Source organism: Pseudomonas idahonensis, assembly GCF_037903935.1.
Classification (GTDB): Bacteria; Pseudomonadota; Gammaproteobacteria; order Pseudomonadales; family Pseudomonadaceae; genus Aquipseudomonas; species Aquipseudomonas danubii.
Genome location: NZ_CP149586.1, coordinates 5,194,389 through 5,211,586, shown reverse-complemented (window position 1 = coordinate 5,211,586; position 17,198 = coordinate 5,194,389). Strand labels below are relative to the sequence as shown.

The following is a 17,198-nucleotide window of genomic DNA, read 5'->3' as shown; positions in this document are numbered from 1 at the left end:
AAGAAGACGCGACACAGTAAAAAATCCTCACTGCCCCGGATGAAAAAGGGCAGTGAGGCGGTTTGGGGTCAGATGTCCCACACCAGGTTGACCGAGAAGTTGCGGCCCGGCTGGGTCAGGCGGTCGAGGTTGGCGGGTGCGGTTTGTCCGGCCTCACCGACACTGTCGTAGCCGCGCACGTCGTCCCAGTTCCAGTATTTCTTGTCGGTCAGGTTGTACAGGCCGGCGTTCACGGTGAGGTCATCGGTGACCTTGTAGAAGCCGCTGAGGTCGAGGATGCCGTAGCCCGGTGTCTTGAACTGACCGCTGGTGGCGCGGCCATCCGGGGCCTTGAAGGTGCTGTTGTCGACCCGGTCCTTGCGTTTGACCAGGGTCCAGCTCAGCAGCGCGCCATAGTTGTCCTGGTCGTAGCCGAGGCCAAATACGCCCTTGAGCGGGTTGACACTGTTGATCGGCTCGCCGTTGTCATTGTTGCGACCGTAGGCGTAGGCCAGCGAGCCGATGCTGTACAGGCCCTGTGGTGCACCGAAGGCATCGAGGTTCAGACGGCCCCTGGCTTCGGCGCCCTTGATGGTGGCGTGTTTGATGTTGTTGCTCTGGATCACCGATTGCAGTGCGCCGGCGGTGATGGCGTCTTCGTTGATGAAGTCGCGGTACTGGTTGTAGAACACCGAGACATCGAAGGAGCCCGCGTCGAAGTTGCCGCGCAGGCCGGTTTCATAACCTTTGCTGGTTTCTGGCTTGAGGTTGGAGTTGGGCTCGACGACGTACCCGGTGGCGAGGTTTTCAAAGCGGCCGTAGAGCGCCTTGGCCGACGGCGTGCGGAAGCCCTCGGAATACTGGCCATAGGCCGTGTAGTGCTCGTCGAAGGCGTAGGTCAGGCCGAACTTGGGCGAAACCCGGTGCCAGGTCTTCTTGTCGTCGCTGACCGGAAAGTTGCCGGTAGGGTTGGCGACATTGAGGAACTCCTGGGTCAGTTTCGGCTTGAGCTGGGTGTAGTCGTAGCGCAGGCCAGGGGTGAAGGTCCAGGCGTTCCAGCTGATCTGGTCCTGGGCGAACAGGCTGTAGGTGCTGACGGTGGGGTCCGGGAAGTCGCTGGATTTTTTCACGCTGTCGCCGGCGTTCGGGCTTGGCGCGCCGATGGCGGTACAGCCGCCACCGACTTTCAGGCAGGTGGCGGTGCCGTAGCGCGAGCCGGTAACTTTCTGTTGCTTGAGGGTCGTACCGTAGGTCAGTTGATGATCGGTTTCACCCAGGGTGAAAGCCTTGTCCAGTTGCGCGTCGAATACCCATTGTTTTTCCTGGTACAGGGTTTGCCGTTCACGCAGCACGTCGCGGGCGTTGGGGGAGAACACCGAGACCGGGTTGTAGCGCTCGGACGTGGTCTGGTCGGTCTTGGCGATCTGGTAGTTCAGGCTCCACTTGATCCGATCGGCGATTGGCGACTCCAGGGCAAAGCTGTTTTCCAGGCCGAAGCGCTCACGGGTGATGGTGTCGTTGCCGACCCGCGAGCGATACCAGTTCTGACCGACGCCGTTGAGAAACAGGCCGCCTACTGCGCTTTTCTGGTTGGTGTCACGGTCATCCTTGTACTTTTCGTACGTCAGGCCCAGGCGAGCATCCGGTGCATAGTTCCAGCCGAGCTTGGCCAGGACGTTGGTGGTGCGGGCGTCTTCCGGGTTGGCGGCGGTGCGGTTGAGGCCGGTGCCGTTGTTGCTGCCATAGGACTCGGTTTCGTGGCCATCACGCCGGCTCAGGTGCAGCAGGGCGTCGAAGTCGCTGGCCCGGCCGGCGACGGTGGCGGATTTCAGCCAGCTTTCGTCAGCCGAGCTGTAGCCGCTCTTCAGGCGCGCGCCAACGTCCTGACCGGGTTTGATGATGTCGTCGGCGTCCAGGGTGTAGTAGCTGACGGCGCCGCCGATGGCGCTGCTGCCGTAGAGCACCGAGGCCGGGCCACGGAGGATTTCCACGCGCTTGACGATTTCCGGGTCGACATAGTTGCGGTTGGTCTTGGCGTAGGGACCGCTGAAGAAGTGATCCGGCACTTCCACGCCATCGACCTGGGTGAGAATCCGGTCGCTGTCGATGCCGCGGATGTTGTAGCCGCTGAGTCCTGCGCGCTGACCTGCACCACCGACGGACACCCCAGGCTCGTAGCGCACCAGCTCCTTGATGGTGTTGACGTTCTGGCGGTCCAGTTCTTCCCGGGTCTGCACGCTCACGGTGCTCGGCACCGAGTTGATGTCCTGCTCCTGGCGGGTAGCGCTAATGGTCACTTGCTGCAGGTTCACCACGTTGGCGCCGCTGCGCTTCTCCAGGACGATGCTGTTGTTGCCCAGTTTGCGGTAGCTCAGGCTGGTGCCGCTGAGCAGCCGATCCAGGGCCTTTTCCGGCGGCAGCGAGCCGCGTACGCCGGGGGAGGCAACGCCGGAACCCAGCTCGGCGGGCAGGCCCACTTGCCAGCCGGTGACCGCGGTAAAGGCATTGAGCGCCGAGACCAGCGGTTGCTCGGCAATGGCGAAGTTGTAGTTGCCCATGCGCTGGCTGGAGGGCGCCGGGGCATCGGCGGCCATGACAGGAGTGGCGTGAGCGCCGGCCAGCAGGATCGCTGCGGTGAGCAGCGACAGCGTGCAGTTCTGCAGACGGGTACAGGGAACAGAGGATCGGCTGTTGAGGCGAGGGGACATCGAGAGCGCTCCGGGTCGCACGAATCTTATAGGTGCAGACACGCATTAAAAATGCGAATCAGTTGCATTGGCTATAACGAGACGTATGATCCGTGGCTATCGCGTAAAAATAATTATTCTCAGTTGAGAATCACCAGCGCCGGGAATTCCGAGAGTCGCGCCGAGGTGATATGGGCCAGGGAACGCAACACATCCAGGGGCTGGTCCAGGCGGTAGTTGCCGGTGACCGCAACACTTGCCAACTGCTCGTTGTTGTTGACGATCCAGCCCGGGTAATAACGCCGCAGTTCCGCCAGCACCTGATTGAGGGGGCAGTTCTCGAACACCAGGCGCCCCTCGACCCAGGCCAGGTCCTTGCCAGCATCGAGCTTGGCCGGGCGCTCAAACCCCTGAGGGCCGACGCGTACGCTTTCTCCGGCCCTCAAGCGAATGCGCTGGTCGGCGTGGGTCGCCCGCAGGTCGATATCGCCGCGTTGCACCTGGACCTGGGCGATGCCGTCCAGATAGCGCACGGCGAAGGCGGTGTCGCCCACGCTGGCCTTGACCGGACCGGCGTCCAGTTCCAGGGGCCGGCCGAGAGTCGCCGGGATCTCGAAGAAGGCTTCGCCCTGGTACAACCGAGCCACGCGCTGGTGATCGTTGATCTGGCTGGAAAACGCCGAGTTGGTGTTGAGCAGGACTTTCGAGCCGTCTTCCAGTTGCAGGCGCTGGCGTTCACCCACCAGGGTCAGGTGGTCGGCCTGCAGGCGCAGGGGCAGGTTGCTGAAGCTGAACAGCCCAAGCACCAGCACCGCGGCGGTGGCCAGGGGCTTCCAGTGGGGGCGCAGGCGAGACAGGCGTGAAACCTTCGGTGCAGGGGCGGCCAGGGCCTGGGCACAGAGCGCCACTTGCGGTCCGTTCCAGATGGCCTGGGCCTTTTCGAAGGCCTGGGCATTGAGCGGTGAAGCCGCCAGCCACTGATGAAACTGGCGCACGTGTTCCTCGTTCGGATGTTCCAGCTCGATCAGCCAATCCAGCGCCTGATCCATGGCAAGGGTGCTTGAGTGCGAGCCGGCAGGGGTGGGCGGCTCGGCGCTGTGAAAATCCGTCACGGGTGTTCCTCGGCGGCGTCTGTGCGCAGCTGTTTTTTCAAGAGAGAGCGAAAGCCGGCCAAGGTTAACAAAGGCCTGGGGCTGACGCAGTCATTGTGCTCAGCGGTTGAGACTCACTGGCCGTCGAGACGTTCGGCGACGCCGATGCAGATGGCCATGATCAATTTCAGTTCCTTTTGCACGGTGCTCAGCGACACCCCGAGTGCGTCGGCGATCTCCTGATAGCTGTGGCCGTGCAGGCGGCTGAGGATGAAGATCTGCTGCTGGCGCGGGCTGAGCTGACCGAGGCTGAGGTTCAGGCGTTCGAGCAATTGCTCAGCGTGGGCTGCGTCCTCGGCGCTGCTGAGGGGAGCGGCGACGCTCTCCACCACCTCCGGTGGCACATCTTCCAGCAGGGTGCGGCCCTGGATACGCCGGGCCCGCAGGTGGTCGAGCGCCAGGTTGCGTGCAGTCTGGAACACGAAGGGCTCAAGGTGGGTGATCGGCCGCTCGCTGAGGGCGCGGGTCACCCGCAGATAGGTTTCCTGCAGCAGGTCTTCGGCGGTGCTGTGGTTGTTGACCATCCGCTCCAGCGTTCGCAGCAGAGAAATTCGTTGAGTGAGGAAGACGTGGTTGAAGTGCGATTGACTCACAGCAAGGCCTGATCCATTTTTGCAGCAGATGATAATGATTGTCATCTGCGCCAATGGTCAAGCCTTGTGTGATTTATCCCCGAGCGGCCAGGTACGCCTGGTAGTCGGGAATCCGGTGTTCATGGGCCTGGCTCATCAGTGGGCTGCTGAGCAGATAGTCGGCGCTGCACTCGTTGCAGGCCACGGGAATGTTCCACACCGCCGCCACGCGCAGCAGGGCCTTGATATCCGGATCGTGGGGCTGGGGTTCGAAGGGGTCCCAGAAGAACACCAGCAGGTCGACCCGCTGTTCAGCAATCTGCGCGCCCAGTTGCTGATCGCCGCCCAGAGGGCCGCTGATCATGCTTTGCACCGGCAGTCCCAGGCGTTTGCTCAGCAGCAGCCCGGTGGTGCCGGTGGCCAGCAGTTCATGTTCGGCCAGGCGTGACTTCTGCCGCTCGGCCCAGTCCAGCAGAAAGACCTTGCAGTGGTCATGCGCGACCAGGGCGATGCGCTTGCGCGCCGCCATGGTCTTTTGGGTAAAACTGATACCGATCATTGACGAATATCCGTTTTATTCCGCATTGCACAGGGCCAGGCAGTTATCCAGCATGCGGTTGGAGAAGCCCCACTCGTTGTCGTACCAGGCCAGCACCTTGAGCAAGCGACCGCCGCTGACCTTGGTGTGGTTGGCGTCGAAGATCGACGACAGCGGGTTGTGATTGAAGTCGCTGGAGACCAGCGGCAGGGTGTTGTAGCCGAGGATCTTCGAATGCTGGCTGGCACTCTTGAGCAGGGCGTTGACCTCTTCGGCGGTGGTGTCGCGCTTGAGGGTCACGGTCAGGTCCACCAGGGATACGTTGATCACCGGTACCCGCACTGCCATGCCGGTCAGCTTGCCCGCCAGCTCCGGCAACACCAGGCCCACAGCTTCAGCGGCGCCGGTCTTGCTCGGAATCATGTTCTGGGTGGCCGAACGGGCGCGGTAGGGGTCGCTGTGGTAGACGTCGGTGAGGTTCTGGTCGTTGGTGTAGGCGTGGATGGTGGTCATCAGGCCGTTGTCGATGCCCAGCTCGCGGTGCAGCACCTGGGCCACCGGGGCCAGGCAGTTGGTGGTGCACGAAGCGTTGGAAATGACCTGGTGCGACTGGCGCAGGATGTCGTGGTTGACCCCGTAGACCACGGTGGCGTCGGCGCCTTTGGCCGGGGCCGAGATGATCACTTTGCGGGCGCCGGCAGTAAGATGGGCAGCGGCCTTGGCGCGGTCGGTGAACAGGCCGGTGCATTCGAAGACCACGTCGATCTTTTCCGCGGCCCAGGGCAGTTCGGCCGGGTTGCGGATGGCACTGACAGCGATGCGGTCACCGTTGACGGTCAGGCTTTCCTGGTCGTGCTGGACTTCGGCGTCGAAGGTGCCGTGGACGGTGTCGTATTTCAGCAGGTGGGCATTGATCGCGCTGTCCCCCAGATCGTTGATGGCGACGATCTGCAGATCCTGACGATAGCCTTGGGTATAGAGTGCGCGCAGGACGTTACGGCCAATACGGCCAAAACCGTTGATTGCGATTCGAAGAGTCATGTGCAAACGCCTGTCGTTAAATTTGTTGTTGGAATTACAAGATTATTCGCATAGAAATAGAAAACAAGCCTTTTTAGTGGCAATATTTTGTCTTATCTACAACGAGTGACCTGAATCAACTGGTCCAAATGGTCAGAAATGTCCTCCACTGTCCCTCGGTGGCGGGGCTTCTGATCAGCATAGACAAACAGGTCGCCACATCCGTTAGCCTGGAGTTCTACATATGCATCCCCGCGTTCTTGAGGTCACCGAACGGCTTATCGCTCGCAGTCGCGCCACTCGCCAGGCTTATCTGGCGTTGATCCGTGGTGCCGCCAGCGATGGTCCGCAGCGCGGCAAGCTACAGTGTGCGAACTTCGCCCACGGCGTGGCCGGTTGTGGCGCCGACGACAAACACAGCCTGCGGATGATGAATGCGGCCAACGTGGCAATTGTTTCGTCATATAACGACATGTTGTCGGCTCACCAGCCTTACGAGCGTTTTCCCGAGCAGATCAAGAAAGCCCTGCGCGAGATCGGTTCGGTGGGCCAGTTCGCTGGCGGCACCCCGGCCATGTGCGATGGCGTGACCCAGGGCGAGGCCGGCATGGAACTGAGCCTGCCGAGCCGCGAGGTGATTGCGCTGTCCACGGCCGTGGCCCTGTCGCACAACATGTTCGACGCGGCGCTGATGCTGGGGATCTGCGACAAGATCGTCCCGGGCCTGATGATGGGCGCCCTGCGCTTCGGTCATCTGCCGATGGTCTTCGTCCCGGGCGGGCCGATGGTGTCGGGGATTTCCAACAAGCAGAAAGCCGATGTGCGCCAGCGTTATGCTGAAGGCAAGGCCAGCCGCGAGGAGTTGCTGGAATCGGAAATGAAGTCCTACCACAGCCCGGGCACCTGCACCTTCTACGGCACTGCCAACACCAACCAGTTGCTCATGGAAGTCATGGGCCTGCACCTGCCGGGCGCCTCCTTCGTCAACCCCAACACGCCGCTGCGCGACGCCCTGACCCATGAGGCGGCGCAGCAGGTCACGCGCCTGACCAAGCAGAGCGGCAGCTTCACGCCCATCGGCGAAATCGTCGACGAGCGTTGTCTGGTCAACTCCATCGTCGCTCTGCACGCCACCGGCGGTTCCACCAACCACACCCTGCACATGCCGGCCATCGCCCAGGCGGCAGGCATCCAGTTGACCTGGCAGGACATGGCCGATCTGTCCGAGGTGGTGCCGACCCTGTCCCACGTCTATCCCAACGGCAAGGCCGACATTAACCACTTCCAGGCAGCGGGCGGCATGTCCTTCCTGATCCGTGAACTGCTGGAAGCCGGGCTACTGCATGAAGACGTCAATACTGTGGCCGGCCGCGGCCTGAGCCGCTACACCCAGGAGCCGTTCCTCGATAACGGCAAGCTGGTATGGCGCGAAGGCCCGATCGAAAGCCTCGACGAAAACATCCTGCGGCCGGTGGCCCGGGCCTTCTCCCCGGAAGGCGGCTTGCGGGTCATGGAAGGCAACCTCGGCCGCGGGGTGATGAAAGTGTCCGCCGTGGCCCCCGAGCATCAGGTCGTCGAAGCCCCGGCCGTGGTATTCCAGGACCAGCAGGACCTGGCCGACGCCTTCAAGGCCGGCCTGCTGGAAAAAGATTTCGTCGCGGTGATGCGCTTCCAGGGGCCACGCTCCAACGGCATGCCCGAGCTGCACAAGATGACCCCGTTCCTCGGGGTTCTGCAGGACCGTGGCTTCAAGGTGGCGCTGGTGACCGATGGACGTATGTCGGGTGCCTCGGGCAAGATTCCGGCGGCGATTCATGTCAGCCCCGAGGCCCAGGTCGGCGGTGCGCTGGCTCGGGTGCTGGACGGTGACATCATTCGCGTTGACGGGGTCAAGGGCACCTTGGAACTCAAGGTCGACGCCGCCGAATTCGCCGCCCGGGAACCGGCCAAGGGCCTGTTGGGCAACAACGTCGGCACCGGTCGTGAACTCTTCGCTTTCATGCGCATGGCCTTCAGCTCGGCAGAGCAGGGCGCCAGCGCCTTTACCTCTGCTCTGGAGACGCTTAATTGAAACTGGCCCTGGTCGGTGACATCGGTGGCACCAACGCGCGCTTCGCGTTGTGGAAAGACCAACAACTGGACGCGATCCAGGTCCATGCAACGGCGGACTATCGCTGCCCGGAAGACGCCATCAAGGCGTACCTGCAAGACCAGGGCCTGGCCCTGGGTTCCATCGGTTCGGTATGCCTGTCGGTGGCCGGTCCGGTCAGCGGCGATGAGTTCCGTTTTACCAACAACCACTGGCGCCTGAGCCGCCAGGCGTTCTGCCAGGCCTTGCAGGTGGAGCAGTTGCTGCTGGTCAACGACTTCTCGGCCATGGCCCTGGGCATGACCCGCTTGCAGCCCGATGAGTTTCGCGTGGTCTGCGAAGGCGTTGCCGAGCCCTTGCGTCCGGCGGTGGTGATCGGCCCGGGCACTGGTCTCGGCGTCGGTACCCTGTTGAATTTCGGCGACGGCCGCTACATGGCCTTGCCGGGGGAGGGCGGTCATGTCGACCTGCCCTTGAGCAGCTCGCGGGAAACCCAGCTGTGGCAGCACATCCACAATGAAATTGGCCATGTCAGCGCCGAGACCGCTTTGAGCGGCAGTGGATTGCCGCGGGTGTACCGGGCGATCTGTGCGGTGGACGGTCATGAGCCGCGCCTCGATACCCCGGAGGCCATCACCGCTGCCGGGCTGGCCGGCGACCCGATTGCCCGGGAAGTGCTGGAGCAGTTCAGCTGCTGGCTGGGGCGAGTGGCGGGCAACAACGTGCTGACCACGGGCGCGCGGGGCGGGGTGTATATCGTCGGCGGGGTGATTCCCCGTTTCGCCGACTTCTTCATCCACAGCGGCTTTGCCAGGAGTTTTGCCGACAAGGGCTGCATGAGCGACTACTTCAAGGGCATTCCGGTGTGGTTGGTGACGGCGCCCTATTCCGGGCTGACCGGTGCCGGCGTAGCGCTGGAGCAGGCCCAGGGTTGACCTTGAGCCGCACGGCGTAGGAGCCGGCTTACCGGCGAAGAGGCGGTAACACGCCTCCCGGCATCAGGCATAATCGCGCTCCCTGCCTAACAATAAGGACGGCCCCGGTGAGTTCAGTCAGTAAGTCGATTTTGTTGGTTGACGACGATCAGGAAATTCGCGAGCTGCTGGAAACCTACCTCAGCCGCTGCGGCTTCCAGGTGCGCACGACCGCCGATGGCGCCGGCTTTCGTCAGGCCCTGAGCGAGGCCCCCAGCGACCTGGTGATCCTCGACGTGATGCTGCCCGACGAAGACGGCTTCAGCCTGTGCCGCTGGATTCGCCAGCACCCACGGTGCAGTCAGGTGCCGATCATCATGCTCACCGCCAGCTCCGACGAGGCCGACCGGGTGATCGGTCTGGAGCTGGGGGCCGACGACTACCTGGGCAAGCCCTTCAGCCCACGGGAGTTGCAGGCGCGGATCAAGGCGCTGTTGCGCCGGGTGCAGTTCGCCCAGGAGCGGGTCGCAGGTGACGTGCTGTGCTTCGACGAGTGGCGCCTGGATGTGATCAGTCACCGCTTGTTTCATAACGACGGCGAGGAGGTGATCCTCTCCGGCGCCGACTTTGCCCTGCTCAAGCTGTTCCTCGACCACCCCCAGGAAATCCTCGACCGCGACACCATCGGCAATGCCACGCGCGGGCGTGACCTGATGCCCCTGGACCGCATCGTCGACATGGCTGTCAGCCGCCTGCGCCAGCGTCTGCGGGACACGGAAAAGCCACCGCGGCTGATCCGTACCGTGCGTGGCAGTGGCTATCAATTGGCAGCCAATGTGGTTGCCGGCAATGGTCACTGAGGCATTGCGCAGAGTATTGCGGCGGGTGCCGGTGCCTCGCTCGCTGCTGGGGCGCATGCTTCTGCTGACCTTGCTGGCGGTGTTGTTCGCCCAGGCCCTGTCCAGCGTGATCTGGGTTTCGCAGTTGCGCGCTACCCAGCTCGAAGGCCTGGTGACCAGCGCCCGCAGCCTGGCTCACTCGATGACCGCCAGCGTCAGTTACCTGCGTTCGCTGCCGGTGGCTTATCGCCCCCTGGTGCTCGACCAGTTGCGCAGCATGGGCGGTACCCGTTTTGTCGTGACCCTCAATGACAAGCCCCTGGGCATGCAGGTGCTGCCCGCTACACCGCGCAAAGAGGCGGTATTGCAGGCGGTGGAGCAAGTGCTGCGCCAGTCCCTGGGCAACGACGCGGATCTATCCGTGACCTTTGTCAGCCCCGATGATCTGCGGATTTTCAATGGCGGCCTCAAGCTCGACGAATTGCCCCGCTCCTGGGCCCATTACGCCTTGACCCTGGAGCCGGTGAACCCGCCGGTGCTGGTAACCCAGATCCAGATGGCCCCGGGAGAATGGCTGTACATCGCTTCGCTGTTGCCCGAGCCCTATACCAGTCTTGAAGAGCAGGGGCTGCCGGCGCAGCAGGTGTGGTTCATCCTGCTCACCAGCGGTTTTCTGCTGCTGTTCATCGGTCTGCTGGTGCATTGGCAGAGCCGGCCCCTCAAGCGTCTGGCCCGGGCGGCGCGGGACATGTCCCTGGGCGCCGATGTCGAGCCGGTGGCGCAGGGCGGCGGCAGTGAAGTGGTGGAAGTGGGGCGGGCCTTCAACAGCATGCGCGAACGCATCAGCCGCTACCTGACCGAGCGCAGCCAGCTGTTCAGCGCCATCTCCCACGACCTGCGCACCCCCATCACCCGCCTGCGCCTGCGGGTCGAGCTGTTGGAGGACGAACAACTGCAAGCCAAGTTCGGCCGCGACCTGGACGAACTGGAACTGCTGGTCAAAGGTGCGTTGCAATGCGTCAAGGACACCGACATCCACGAGAACATCGAGCCGGTGGACCTCAACCAGGTGCTCGACTGCCTGGTGGAACCTTACCTGGCACCCAATGGCAATGGCCGCGTGACCCAGCAGGGCCGGGCGCTGGCCAGCTATCCGGGCAAGCCCCTGGCGCTCAAGCGCTGTATGGGCAACCTGATCGACAACGCCCTGAAGTACGGCCAGAACGCCCATCTGCACATCGAAGACGACGACAGCGGTTTTGTCCTGCATGTAGACGACGAAGGCCCGGGCGTACCGGAGCAGCGCCTGGAGCAGGTGTTCGAGCCGCATTTCCGTCTGGCCGGCCAGCAGCAGGGCTACGGCCTGGGCCTGGGCATCGCGCGCAACATTGCCCACAGCCATGGCGGCGAAGTCAGCCTGCAGAACCTGCGCGAAGGCGGCCTGCGCGTGACCCTGTACCTGCCCCGGACCTTCGACTGAGCGGCTGGCCTGTGCAGATGCTGACTTGTGTAGGAGCTGGCTTGCCAGGGAAGGCGTTCCCAAGGGCACTGCAGGACTCAAGGGCCTCTTCGCCGGCAAGCCGGCTCCTACGGGTGGAGCCGCGCAATGTCACGGTTTGGTGACATTGTGCTTGCCCTTCGTTACCTGCGGTTGCGAGCGGCTTGATTAGACTCAAGCCTTCGATAAAAACAACAACAGGCCACTCATGGACTCTCTCCCCCTGCCGCTGCGCAGTTGGCTGAACGCGCCCGCTCACCATTCCTGGCTCGCCGCCGAAGGCCAGCGCCTGCTTGATTTCGCCAAGGCTTCACGACTCGCCGAAGGCTTCGGCAACCTCGATGCCCGCGGCTGCCTGCCCGCCGGTGCCCAGGCCGAAACCATGAACACCGCGCGCATGACCCACAGCTTCGCCATCGCGCACATCCAGGGCCTGCCGGGTTATGCCGGGCTGGTGGATCACGGCATCGCCGCGCTCATGGGGCCGTTGCGCGATGCCGAGCACGGCGGCTGGTTCGCCGTGGCCGGTCAGGCCGATGGCAACGGCACCAAGGCTGCCTATCTGCATGCCTTTGTCGCCCTGGCCGCCAGCTCTGCGGTGGTGGCGCAGCGGCCGGGTGCCCAGGCCCTACTTGAGGAGGCGATCCGGATCGTCGATGGGTATTTCTGGAGCGAGGAGGAGGGCGCCATGCTCGAGTCCTTCAACCGTGACTGGCGCGAGCCGGAAGCCTATCGCGGTGCCAACAGCAACATGCACGCCACCGAGGCTTTCCTGGCCCTGGCCGATGTCACCCAGGACCCGCGCTGGCTCAACCGCGCCCTGCGCATCGTCGAGCGGGTGATCCATCAGCACGCCGCCGCCAACGACTTCATGGTGATCGAGCATTTCAACGCTGACTGGCAGCCCCTGCGCGACTACAACCGGGCCTTTCCCGCCGATGGTTTCCGGCCCTTCGGCACCACGCCGGGCCACGGTTTCGAATGGGCGCGCCTGCTGTTGCACCTGGAGGCATCGCGGGTCCAGGCCGGCCTGTTGACCCCGGGCTGGCTGGCGCTGGATGCGCAACGCTTGTTCCAGAGCAACTGTCGCCACGGCTGGGACGTGGACGGTGCCCCTGGCATTGTCTACACCCTAGACTGGGACAACCGGCCGGTGGTGCGCCAGCGCCTGCACTGGACCCACGCCGAGGCCAGCGCCGCCGCCAGCGCTTTGCTCAAGCGCACCGGCCAGGAGCAATACGAGGTCTGGTACCGGCGTTTCTGGGAGTTCTGCGAAGCGCATTTCATCGATCATCAGCAGGGCAGCTGGCATCACGAACTGGGCCGCGACAACCGCCCGGCTGCCGAGATCTGGGGCGGCAAGCCGGACCTCTATCACGCCTGGCAAGCCGTGCTGATTCCGCGTCTGCCTCTGGCACCGAGCATGGCCTCGGCTTTGGCCCAAGCGTCTGTTCCGGGCCTTGTGTAACCATGTCGTGACATTTCCCCGTCGCTTCGTTACCCGAACGTTCGACTAGGCTGTTTAGACTCGTATGCAGCGCAAGCACCAGACTTGCATGCATAACAACAAGAAAGGTACTTCAAATGAATGCGATTTCTCGCCTCGCCACTGTCATTTCCCTTGCCTCTCTGTTTCCCCTGAGTGCCCTCGCCGCCGATTCCAAAGGTTCCGTGGAAGTCGTCCACTGGTGGACTTCGGGTGGTGAAAAAGCTGCTGTCGATGTGCTCAAGGCCCAAGTGGAAAAAGACGGTTTCACCTGGAAGGACGGCGCCGTGGCCGGTGGTGGCGGTTCCACTGCGATGACCGTGCTCAAAAGCCGCGCCGTGGCCGGCAACCCGCCGGGCGTAGCCCAGATCAAGGGCCCGGATATCCAGGAATGGGGCAGCACCGGCCTGCTCAGCACCGACACCCTCAAGGACGTGGCCAAGGCGGAAAACTGGGACGGCCTGCTCTCGTCCAAGGTGGCCAATACCGTCAAGTACGAAGGTGATTACGTAGCAGTGCCGGTGAACATCCACCGGGTCAACTGGCTGTGGATCAACCCTGAAGTGTTCAAGAAGGCCGGGATCGACAAGGCCCCGACCACCCTCGAAGAGTTCTATGCCGCCGGCGACAAGCTCAAGGCCGCGGGCTTTATCGCCCTGGCCCACGGTGGCCAGCCGTGGCAGGACAGCACCGTGTTTGAAGACGTGGTGCTCTCGGTCATGGGCCCTGAAGGCTACAAGAAAGCCCTGGTGGACCTGGACCAGAAAACCCTCTCCGGCCCGGAAATGACCAAGACCTTCGCCGAACTGAAGAAAATCACCGGCTACATGGACCCCAACCGTGCCGGGCGTGACTGGAACATTGCGGCTGCCGACGTGATCGGCGGCAAGGCCGGCATGCAGATGATGGGCGACTGGGCCAAGAGCGAATGGACGGCGGCGAAGAAAGTTGCCGGCAAGGACTACCAGTGCGTACCGTTCCCGGGCACTGACAAGGCCTTCACCTACAACATCGACTCCCTGGCGGTGTTCAAGCTCAAGGCCGATCGCAAAGGTGATATCGCCGCTCAGCAAGACTTGGCCAAGGTCGCCCTGGGCAAGGACTTCCAGAAGGTCTTCAGCATCAACAAGGGCTCGATCCCGGTGCGCACCGACATGCTCAACGACATGAGCGCCGAGGGCTTCGACTCCTGCGCCCAGGCAGCGGCCAAGGACTTCCTGGCCGACGAGAAGACCGGCGGCCTGCAGCCGAGCATGGCGCACAACATGGCCACTTCCCTGGCGGTGCAGGGCGCGATCTTCGATGTGGTCACCAACTTCATGAACGACAAGGATGCGGACCCGGCCAAGGCCAGTGCGCAACTGGCCTCGGCGGTCAAAGCCGCGCAGTAATCCTTGATCCCGCCGCCGGTACGCCGGCGGCTGACCTGTGACTGTGTTGCCGCCCTGCAGGGCTTACGCCCATGCAGCGGCGGCGTGCATCCCGGATTCACTTCAATAACTGGGTTTTTGCGATGAGCTCTGTGGCGGTTTTCAGCAAGGCCTCACCCCTGGACGCACTGCAGCGCTGGCTACCCAAGCTGGTGCTGGCGCCGAGCATGGTGATCGTGCTCGTGGGGTTTTATGGCTACATCATCTGGACGTTCATTCTGTCCTTTACCAATTCCAGCTTCATGCCGAGCTACAAGTGGGTCGGCCTGCAGCAATACCTGCGCTTGATGGACAACGACCGCTGGTGGGTGGCGAGCAAGAACCTCGCGCTCTTCGGCGGCATGTTCATTGCCATCAGCCTGGTGCTGGGGGTGTTCCTGGCGGTGCTGCTGGACCAGCGCATCCGCAAGGAAGGCTTCATCCGTACCGTGTACCTGTACCCCATGGCACTGTCGATGATCGTCACCGGTACTGCCTGGAAGTGGCTGCTCAACCCTGGCCTGGGCCTGGACAAGATGCTCCGCGACTGGGGCTGGGAAGGCTTTCGCCTGGACTGGCTGGTGGATCAGGACCGGGTGGTCTACTGCCTGGTGATCGCCGCCGTATGGCAGGCCTCGGGCTTTGTCATGGCGATGTTCCTCGCCGGTCTGCGCGGTGTTGACCAGTCGATCATCCGCGCCGCCCAGGTGGACGGCGCGAGCCTGCCGACCATCTACCTGCGGATCGTGCTGCCGAGCCTGCGGCCGGTGTTCTTCAGTGCCTTCATGATCCTCGCCCACATCGCCATCAAGAGCTTCGACCTGGTGGCGGCGATGACCGCGGGCGGCCCGGGCTACTCCTCCGACCTGCCGGCGATGTTCATGTACTCCTTCACCTTCAGCCGGGGCCAGATGGGCATCGGCTCGGCCAGCGCCATGCTGATGCTCGGTGCCGTGCTGACCATCCTGGTGCCGTACCTGTACTCCGAACTGCGAGGCAAGCGCCATGACTAACTCCCTCGCCAAGCCGACCCTGAACTTCAGTCGGATCGCCATCTACGCCACCTTGCTGCTGGCGGCGGCGGTGTATCTGATTCCCTTGGTGGTGATGCTGCTGACCAGCTTCAAGACCCCGGAAGACATCCGCACCGGCAACCTGCTGAGCTGGCCCCAGGTGGTGGACGGCATCGGCTGGATCAAAGCCTGGGACGCTGTGGGTGGCTACTTCTGGAACTCGGTGAAGATCACCGTGCCGGCGGTACTGATCTCCACCTTCATCGGTGCAATGAACGGCTACGTGCTGTCGATGTGGCGCTTTCGCGGCTCCCAGCTGTTCTTCGGCCTGCTGCTGTTCGGCTGCTTCCTGCCATTCCAGACCGTGCTGCTGCCGGCCTCGTTCACCCTTGGCAAGTTCGGCCTGGCCAACACCACCACCGGCCTGGTGCTGGTGCACGTGGTCTACGGCCTGGCCTTCACCACGCTGTTTTTCCGCAACTACTACGTGAGCATCCCCGATGCCCTGGTCAAGGCCGCGCGCCTGGATGGCGCCGGGTTCTTCACCATCTTCGGCAAGATCCTGCTGCCGATGTCGGTGCCGATCATCATGGTCTGCCTGATCTGGCAGTTCACCCAGATCTGGAATGATTTCCTGTTCGGCGTGGTGTTTGCCAGCGGCGATGCGCAACCGATCACCGTGGCCCTGAACAATCTGGTCAACACCAGCACCGGGGCCAAGGAATACAACGTTGATATGGCGGCGGCGATGATCGCCGGGCTGCCGACACTGCTGGTCTACATCTTCGCCGGCAAGTATTTCCTGCGCGGGCTGACGTCCGGCGCAGTCAAGGGGTAAAGCATGGCCACTCTCGAATTACGCAACGTCAACAAGACCTACGGTGCCGGCCTGCCGGACACCCTGAAGAACATCGAACTGAAGATCGACGACGGTGAGTTCCTGATCCTCGTCGGCCCGTCCGGCTGCGGCAAATCCACCCTGATGAACTGCATTGCAGGCCTTGAGAACATCAGCGGCGGGGCGATCCTGGTGGACGACGCCGACATCAGCGGCATGAGCCCCAAGGATCGTGACATCGCCATGGTGTTCCAGTCCTACGCGCTGTACCCGACCATGAGCGTGCGCGACAACATCGCCTTCGGCCTGAAGATCCGCAAGATGCCCACTGCCGAGATCGACGCGGAAGTGGCACGGGTGGCCAAGCTGCTGCAGATCGAGCACCTGCTGACCCGCAAGCCGGGCCAGCTCTCCGGCGGTCAGCAGCAGCGGGTGGCCATGGGCCGGGCGCTGGCGCGGCGGCCGAAGATCTACCTGTTCGACGAACCGCTGTCCAACCTCGACGCCAAGCTGCGGGTCGAGATGCGCACCGAAATGAAACTGATGCACCAGCGCCTCAAGACCACCACGGTCTACGTCACCCACGACCAGATCGAAGCCATGACCCTGGGCGACAAGGTCGCGGTGATGAAGGACGGGATCATCCAGCAGTTCGGCACCCCGAAGCAGATCTACAACGACCCGGCCAACCTGTTCGTGGCGAGTTTTATCGGATCGCCGCCGATGAACTTCATCCCCCTGCGCCTGCAACGCAAGGACGGCCGCCTGCTGGCGCTACTGGACAGTGGCCAGGCCCGTTGCGAGCTGCCTCTGGGCATGCAGGACGCGGGGCTCGAAGACCGCGAGGTGATCCTCGGCATTCGTCCGGAGCAGATTGCCCTGGCCGCCACCGAAGCCAATGGCTTGCCGACCTTGCGCGCCGAGGTCCAGGTGGTCGAGCCCACCGGGCCCGACACCCTGGTGTTCGTCACGCTCAATGGCACCAAGGTCTGCTGCCGTCTGGCTCCGGATCAGGCGCCCGATGCCGGGGAAACCCTGACCTTGCAGTTCGATCCGGCCCGGGTGCTGTTGTTCGATGCCCAGAGCGGCGAGCGCCTGGGAGCGGCCGGCGCGCCTGTGTCCGAGCCCCGTAGCGGCAACGTGGCGCAGTTCAAGGGGCGATGAA

The 17,198-nt window shown here is 63.3% G+C and carries 14 protein-coding genes; 9 read left to right on the top strand and 5 right to left on the bottom strand.

Going from position 1 to position 17,198, the window contains the following annotated elements; genetic code table 11:
- Positions 1-68: 68 nt before the first annotated feature.
- From WIN67_RS23455 to gap, 5 genes are all read right to left on the bottom strand, one after another.
- Positions 69-2,687 carry a TonB-dependent receptor gene (locus WIN67_RS23455; protein ID WP_339070100.1) on the bottom strand — a complete coding sequence of 873 codons (2,619 nt, stop codon included), beginning with the start codon at positions 2,685-2,687 and terminating at the stop codon, positions 69-71.
- A gap of 119 nt (positions 2,688-2,806) precedes the next feature.
- A complete protein-coding gene (locus tag WIN67_RS23450) occupies positions 2,807-3,778 on the bottom strand; it encodes a FecR family protein (protein WP_339070099.1) in 972 nt (323 codons plus the stop codon).
- 113 nt (positions 3,779-3,891) lie between these two features.
- Positions 3,892-4,410, bottom strand: coding sequence for an RNA polymerase sigma factor (locus WIN67_RS23445; RefSeq protein ID WP_102860591.1), 519 nt, complete (start codon positions 4,408-4,410; stop codon positions 3,892-3,894).
- Positions 4,411-4,483: 73 nt separating this feature from the next.
- Positions 4,484-4,948 carry a methylglyoxal synthase gene (locus tag WIN67_RS23440; protein ID WP_102880665.1) on the bottom strand — a complete coding sequence of 155 codons (465 nt, stop codon included), beginning with the start codon at positions 4,946-4,948 and terminating at the stop codon, positions 4,484-4,486.
- Between the two features lie 15 nt (positions 4,949-4,963).
- Positions 4,964-5,968 carry a type I glyceraldehyde-3-phosphate dehydrogenase gene (gene gap, locus WIN67_RS23435; protein WP_102880664.1) on the bottom strand — a complete coding sequence of 335 codons (1,005 nt, stop codon included), beginning with the start codon at positions 5,966-5,968 and terminating at the stop codon, positions 4,964-4,966.
- Positions 5,969-6,191: 223 nt separating this feature from the next.
- Here gap and edd point away from each other — a divergent pair, with 223 nt between their 5' ends.
- The 9 genes from edd to WIN67_RS23390 all read left to right on the top strand — a co-directional run bounded on the left by edd (position 6,192) and on the right by WIN67_RS23390 (position 17,197).
- Positions 6,192-8,018, top strand: coding sequence for a phosphogluconate dehydratase (edd, locus tag WIN67_RS23430; protein WP_102860594.1), 1,827 nt, complete (start codon positions 6,192-6,194; stop codon positions 8,016-8,018).
- Positions 8,015-8,971 (top strand): glucokinase, encoded by a 957-nt coding sequence (locus tag WIN67_RS23425; RefSeq protein WP_339070098.1) that lies wholly within the window; start codon positions 8,015-8,017, stop codon positions 8,969-8,971. Before edd ends, WIN67_RS23425 begins: the two co-directional genes overlap by 4 nt.
- A 107-nt stretch (positions 8,972-9,078) precedes the next feature.
- Entirely contained in the window at positions 9,079-9,810 is a 732-nt protein-coding gene (locus tag WIN67_RS23420; protein ID WP_102860596.1) for a response regulator, read from the top strand.
- A complete protein-coding gene (locus WIN67_RS23415) occupies positions 9,800-11,269 on the top strand; it encodes an ATP-binding protein (RefSeq protein WP_102880661.1) in 1,470 nt (489 codons plus the stop codon). Before WIN67_RS23420 ends, WIN67_RS23415 begins: the two co-directional genes overlap by 11 nt.
- A gap of 226 nt (positions 11,270-11,495) precedes the next feature.
- A complete protein-coding gene (locus WIN67_RS23410) occupies positions 11,496-12,755 on the top strand; it encodes an AGE family epimerase/isomerase (RefSeq protein WP_339070097.1) in 1,260 nt (419 codons plus the stop codon).
- Positions 12,756-12,871: 116 nt separating this feature from the next.
- Complete coding sequence (locus tag WIN67_RS23405) at positions 12,872-14,164, top strand: ABC transporter substrate-binding protein (RefSeq protein ID WP_102880658.1); 1,293 nt, start codon at positions 12,872-12,874, stop codon at positions 14,162-14,164.
- A 122-nt stretch (positions 14,165-14,286) separates the two neighbouring features.
- On the top strand, positions 14,287-15,195 hold the full coding sequence (locus WIN67_RS23400; RefSeq protein ID WP_102860601.1) for a carbohydrate ABC transporter permease: 909 nt from the start codon (positions 14,287-14,289) through the stop codon (positions 15,193-15,195).
- Positions 15,188-16,033 (top strand): carbohydrate ABC transporter permease, encoded by an 846-nt coding sequence (locus WIN67_RS23395; protein ID WP_102880657.1) that lies wholly within the window; start codon positions 15,188-15,190, stop codon positions 16,031-16,033. The genes WIN67_RS23400 and WIN67_RS23395 overlap by 8 nt, the downstream gene beginning before the upstream one ends.
- Before the next feature lie 3 nt (positions 16,034-16,036).
- Positions 16,037-17,197 carry an ABC transporter ATP-binding protein gene (locus WIN67_RS23390; RefSeq protein WP_339070096.1) on the top strand — a complete coding sequence of 387 codons (1,161 nt, stop codon included), beginning with the start codon at positions 16,037-16,039 and terminating at the stop codon, positions 17,195-17,197.
- Position 17,198: the final 1 nt, after the last annotated feature.

Excerpts from the sequence above, each read along its gene's own strand:
- WIN67_RS23415 (WP_102880661.1), top strand. The coding sequence starts at position 9,800 with ATGGTCACTGAGGCATTGCGCAGAGTATTGCGGCGGGTGCCGGTGCCT.
- WIN67_RS23440 (WP_102880665.1), bottom strand. The coding sequence starts at position 4,948 with ATGATCGGTATCAGTTTTACCCAAAAGACCATGGCGGCGCGCAAGCGC.
- WIN67_RS23455 (WP_339070100.1), bottom strand. The coding sequence starts at position 2,687 with ATGTCCCCTCGCCTCAACAGCCGATCCTCTGTTCCCTGTACCCGTCTG.
- WIN67_RS23400 (WP_102860601.1), top strand. The coding sequence starts at position 14,287 with ATGAGCTCTGTGGCGGTTTTCAGCAAGGCCTCACCCCTGGACGCACTG.
- WIN67_RS23395 (WP_102880657.1), top strand. The coding sequence starts at position 15,188 with ATGACTAACTCCCTCGCCAAGCCGACCCTGAACTTCAGTCGGATCGCC.
- edd (WP_102860594.1), top strand. The coding sequence starts at position 6,192 with ATGCATCCCCGCGTTCTTGAGGTCACCGAACGGCTTATCGCTCGCAGT.
- WIN67_RS23390 (WP_339070096.1), top strand. The coding sequence starts at position 16,037 with ATGGCCACTCTCGAATTACGCAACGTCAACAAGACCTACGGTGCCGGC.
- WIN67_RS23405 (WP_102880658.1), top strand. The coding sequence starts at position 12,872 with ATGAATGCGATTTCTCGCCTCGCCACTGTCATTTCCCTTGCCTCTCTG.
- gap (WP_102880664.1), bottom strand. The coding sequence starts at position 5,968 with ATGACTCTTCGAATCGCAATCAACGGTTTTGGCCGTATTGGCCGTAAC.
- WIN67_RS23410 (WP_339070097.1), top strand. The coding sequence starts at position 11,496 with ATGGACTCTCTCCCCCTGCCGCTGCGCAGTTGGCTGAACGCGCCCGCT.